The sequence below is a fragment of the Streptomyces sp. NPDC002785 genome, assembly GCF_040295565.1.
Lineage (GTDB): Bacteria > Actinomycetota > Actinomycetes > Streptomycetales > Streptomycetaceae > Streptomyces.
Genome location: NZ_JBEOVN010000316.1, coordinates 1 through 5,277, shown reverse-complemented (window position 1 = coordinate 5,277; position 5,277 = coordinate 1). Strand labels below are relative to the sequence as shown.

Below are 5,277 nucleotides of genomic sequence, written 5' to 3'. Positions count from 1 at the left end.
GAACGCGGTGACGGGGCTGCGGCTGCCCGCCACTCTCGTCTTCGACTATCCGGACCCGAGCGTCCTCGCCCGCCACCTGCGGACCGAGCTGGTAGGCGAGGAGGTCGTGACCGCGGTCCCGGCGACACCCGTCGCCGTGGCCGAAGACGAGCCGATCGCCATCGTCGGCATGAGCTGCCGCTACCCGGGCGGTGTCACCAGCCCCGAGGAGCTGTGGCAGCTCGTCCTGGGTTCGGTGGACGCGATCTCCGGCTTCCCGGCCGACCGCGGCTGGGACCTGGACGGGCTGCACGGCGACAACCCCGGGCAGTCGGGCACCAGCTCCACCATCGAGGGCGGCTTCCTGCACGACGCCGCCGAGTTCGACCCGGACTTCTTCGGTATCAACCCGCGCGAGGCCCTCGCCATGGACCCGCAGCAGCGGTTGCTGCTGGAGACCGCCTGGGAAGCGTTCGAACGCGCCGGGATCGACCCGGCGTCGGTACGCGGCAGCAAGACCGGTGTGTTCGCGGGCGTCATGTACCACGACTACCTCACGCGGCTCACGGCCGTCCCGGAGGACCTGGAGGGCTACCTGGGCACCGGCGCCGCGGGCAGCGTTGCCTCCGGCCGGGTGTCGTACACCTTCGGGCTGGAGGGTCCGGCGGTCACCGTCGACACGGCGTGCTCGTCGTCGCTGGTGGCGCTGCACTTGGCCGCGCAGGCGCTGCGCAACGGTGAGTGCTCGATGGCGCTGGCCGGCGGTGTGACCGTCATGGCCACCCCGGACACCTTCATCGACTTCAGCCGCCAGCAGGGCCTGTCGACGGACGGCCGCTGCAAGTCCTTCGCCGCGGCGGCGGACGGCACCGGCTGGTCCGAGGGCGCGGGCATGCTCCTCGTGGAGCGGCTCTCCGACGCCCGGAAGAACGGTCACAAGGTGCTCGCCGTGGTGCGCGGCAGCGCGGTGAACCAGGACGGTGCGAGCAACGGTCTGACGGCGCCCAACGGCCCGTCCCAGCAGCGCGTCATCCGGGCAGCGCTCGTCAACGCGGGTGTCTCCGCCGCAGAAGTCGACGTCGTGGAGGCGCATGGCACCGGCACCACCCTCGGTGACCCGATCGAGGCGCAGGCGCTGCTGGCGACCTACGGTCAGGAGCGGCTGGAGGGCCTGCCGCTGTGGCTCGGCTCCCTGAAGTCCAACATTGGCCACACGCAGGCGGCGGCCGGTGTCGGCGGCATCATCAAGATGGTCATGGCGATGCACCACGGGATGCTGCCGCAGTCCCTGCACATCGACGAGCCCACCTCCCACGTCGACTGGGCGGCCGGCGACATCGAGCTGCTGACCGAGACGCGGGCCTGGCCCGAGACCGGCCGGGTGCGCCGTGCGGCGGTGTCCTCCTTCGGTGTGAGCGGCACCAACGCCCACACCATCCTGGAGCAGGCACCCGAGCCGGTTCCCGCGAAGCCCACCGGTGCTCCGGTGGCGAAGCCGCTGTCGGTGCCGTGGGTGCTGTCGGGCAAGTCCGAGGCCGCCCTGCGCGGCCAAGCCGAGCGGCTCCTTGCCCACCTCGCCGCGAACACCGGGCTCGACGCCACCGATGTGGCCTACTCGCTGGCGGTCGGCCGCATGGCGCTGGAGCGCCGTGCGGTGGTCGTCGCCGACGACCACGCCGGTTTCCGTAACTGCCTGGACGCCCTGGCACATGGCACCACCGCCGCGGGCCTCACCACGGGCACAGCCACCGGGGGCAAGACCGCCTTCCTGTTTACGGGGCAGGGGAGTCAGCGGCTCGGTATGGGCCGTGAGTTGTATGAGACGTTCCCGGTGTTCGCCAAGGCGCTGGACGCGGTGTGTGCTGAGCTGGACCGGCACATGGACCGTCCGCTGAAGGGTGTGCTGTTCGGTGACGACGTCGAGCTGCTCGGCCGGACGGGCTTCACCCAGCCTGCGTTGTTCGCGGTCGAGGTGGCGCTGTTCCGTCTGGTCGAGGCGTGGGGGCTGCGTCCTGACTTCTTGTCGGGTCATTCGATCGGTGAGTTGGCCGCCGCGCATGTGGCGGGTGTGCTGTCCCTCTCTGACGCCTCGAAGTTGGTGGTGGCTCGTGGTCGGTTGATGCAGGAGCTTCCGGCGGGTGGCGCGATGTTCGCGGTGCAGGCGTCGGAGGACGAGGTTGTGCCGTTGTTGACCGAGGGTGTGAGCATTGCCGCGCTCAACGGCCCGACGTCTGTGGTGATCGCGGGTGACGAGGACGCGGCCGTCGCGATCGCCGCGACCTTCGAACGACAGGGCCGTAAGACAAAGCGCCTGACGGTCAGTCATGCGTTTCACTCACCCCGCATGGATGGCATGTTGGAGGCGTTCCGCGAGGTCGCGGAGACACTGTCGTACGAGGCCCCGCGCATTCCGATCGTGTCCAACCTGACCGGTGCGCTGGTATCCGCCGACGAGATCACGACTGCGGACTTCTGGGTGCGGCACGTCCGCGACGCCGTCCGCTTCCTCGACGGCATCCGCACGCTGGAGGCCGAAGGCGTCACCACGTTCGTCGAGCTCGGCCCAGACGGTGTACTCACCGCGATGGCACAGGAATGCGTTACCGGTGACCCCGCGGTGTTCGTCTCCGCGCTGCGCAAGGGGCGTGCCGAGACGGAGTCGTTGGCCGGTGCGCTGGCGGCGCTGTATGCCCAGGGCTTCGCCCTGGACTGGCAGGCGTATTTCGCGGAGACGGGTGCGCGGCGGGTGGACCTGCCGACGTACGCGTTCCAGCGGCAGCGCTACTGGGTGGAGAACCCGGAGAAGCAGGCCCGGGGCGGTGCGCTGACCGCCGACGCGGTGGCCGCGCCGTTCTGGGAGGCCGTGGAGCGGGAGGACCTGGAGGCTCTCGCGGGCACGTTGCACTCCGCGAACGCCGACGAGCTCTCCTCGCTGGGCACCGTCCTGCCCATGCTGTCCTCGTGGCGGCGCCGGCAGACCGAGCAGTCGACCGTCGATGCCTGGCGCTACCAGGTGTCCTGGAAGCCGGTGACCCTCCGTGCGGAGGGCGCGCCGAGCGGTCGCTGGCTGGTTGTCACCTCCGGACGCCAGGCCGACGAGGCGTGGGCCGAAGGCGTCGTACGGGCGTTGTCGGCACGCGGTGCCGAGGCCGAGGTCATCGAGCTCGGCGCCGAGGACGACCGCGCGGCGATGGCCGGGCGGCTGCGTGCGGTGGCCGGCGACGGCGCGGTGGCGGGTGTGTTCTCGCTGCTGGCCGTCGAGGGTGCCGCGGGGCTGCTGCTGACGGCCGCCCTGACGCAGGCGCTGGGCGACGCGGGCGTCGACGCCCAGCTGTGGGTCGCCACGCGCGGTGCCGTGTCGGTCGGCCGGTCGGACAAGGCCGTCGACCCGTGGCAGGCGCAGACCTGGGGTCTGGGCCGGGTCGCCGCGCTGGAGCATCCGGAGCGGTGGGGTGGTCTGGTCGATCTACCGGAATCGGCGGATGACCGGGCGCTGGCGCGGCTGGCCGGGGTGCTGTCCGGCCGTGGTGGCGAGGACCAGGTCGCGGTCCGTTCCTCCGGCGTCTTCGGACGTCGGTTGATCCGCGGCGCGGCGCCGACGAAGGCCGGGCACACCTGGCAGCCGGGGGCCGGGACCGTTCTGGTCACCGGCGGCACGGGCGCACTGGGTGCGCAGGTCGCGCGCTGGCTGGTGGGCCAGGGCGCCGAGCACCTCGTCCTGACCAGCCGTCGTGGCCTGGACGCGCCGGGCGCGGCCGAGCTGTGTGAAGAACTCACCGGGCTCGGGGCCCGGATCACCGTCGCGGCCTGCGATGTGGCCGACCGCGACGCCCTGGCCGGGCTGCTGGCCGGGCTGCCGGCGGAGCTTCCGCTGACGGCTGTGGTCCACGCGGCCGGTGTGCTGGACGACGGTGTGCTGGACGCGCTCACCCCCGAGCGCATCCGGAACGTCCTGCGCGCGAAGGCGGACGCGGCGGCCGGTCTGCACGAGCTGACGCGTGAGCTGGACCTCTCCGCGTTCGTGCTCTTCTCCTCGATCGCCGGATCCATGGGTGCCGCCGGGCAGGGCAACTACGCCGCCGCGAACGCCTTCCTGGACGCGCTGGCCGAGCTGCGACGTGCCGAGGGGCTGCCGGCGACCTCGGTCGCCTGGGGCCCGTGGGCCGAGGGCGGCATGGCCGCCGACGAGGCGCTGGAGCAGCGCATGCGCCGTGCGGGCGTGCCGCCGATGGACGCCGGGCTGGCGATCGCCGCGTTGCAGCGGGCGCTGGACCTGGACGAGACCGCGGTGACCATCGCGGACATCGACTGGGCGCGGCTCACGCCGGGCTTCACCGCCTCGCGGCCGAGCGCCCTGCTGCTGGAACTGCCCGAGGCGCGCGCGGCGCTGGAGGCCGAGGCCGCGCAGACGTCCGGTGTGACGACTGCCGACGCCGACTCCTCACTGGCCCAGCGGCTGGCGGGACTGTCGGTGGCCGAAGCCGAGCGGGCACTGCTGGATCTGGTGCGCGCCGCGGTGGCGGACGTGCTCGGCCACGCCGACGCGGAGGCGGTCGAGTCCGACCGGGCCTTCCGGGAACTCGGCTTCGACTCGCTGACCGCCATCGAGCTGCGCAACCGGCTGAACTCCGTGACCGGGCTGCGGCTGCCGCCCACACTGGTCTACGACTACCCGTCGTCGACGGCGCTCGCCGACTATCTGAGGACCGAGGTCCTGGGCAAGGAGAGCGCGGCCGTCGCCGGTCCGGCGGCCCCCGTGGCGGCCGTGGTCGACGACCCGATCGCGATCGTCGCGATGAGCTGCCGCTTCCCCAGCGGCGTTCGGACGCCCGAGGAGCTGTGGCAGCTGCTGGTCTCCGGACGGGACGCGGTCTCCGGCTTCCCGGCCGACCGCGGCTGGGACATCGAGGGGCTGTACGACCCGGAGTCGGGCGGCGAGAACACCAGCTATGTCCGTGAGGGCGGCTTCCTGGCGGACGCCGGCGCCTTCGACGCGGCCTTCTTCGGCATCTCGCCGCGTGAGGCTGTCGCGATGGACCCGCAGCAGCGGTTGCTGCTGGAGACATCGTGGGAGGCGTTCGAGCGGGCGGGTATCGACCCGGCCACGATGCGCGGTGAGCAGGTCGGCGTCTTTGCCGGCACCAACGGCCAGGACTACATGTCCCTGGTCCTCAACTCGTCCGACGGCGGCGACGGTTTCATGGGTACGGGCAACGCGGCCAGTGTGATGTCGGGCCGGGTTTCCTACGCGTTGGGTCTGGAGGGTCCGGCGGTCACGGTCGACACGGCGTGCTCGTC

General features: G+C 72.1%; 1 protein-coding gene. It reads left to right on the top strand.

Going from position 1 to position 5,277, the window contains the following annotated elements; all coding sequences use genetic code 11:
- A partial coding sequence (locus tag ABTZ94_RS36065; protein ID WP_351207437.1) for a type I polyketide synthase occupies positions 1 to 5,277 on the top strand: 5,277 nt, incomplete at both ends.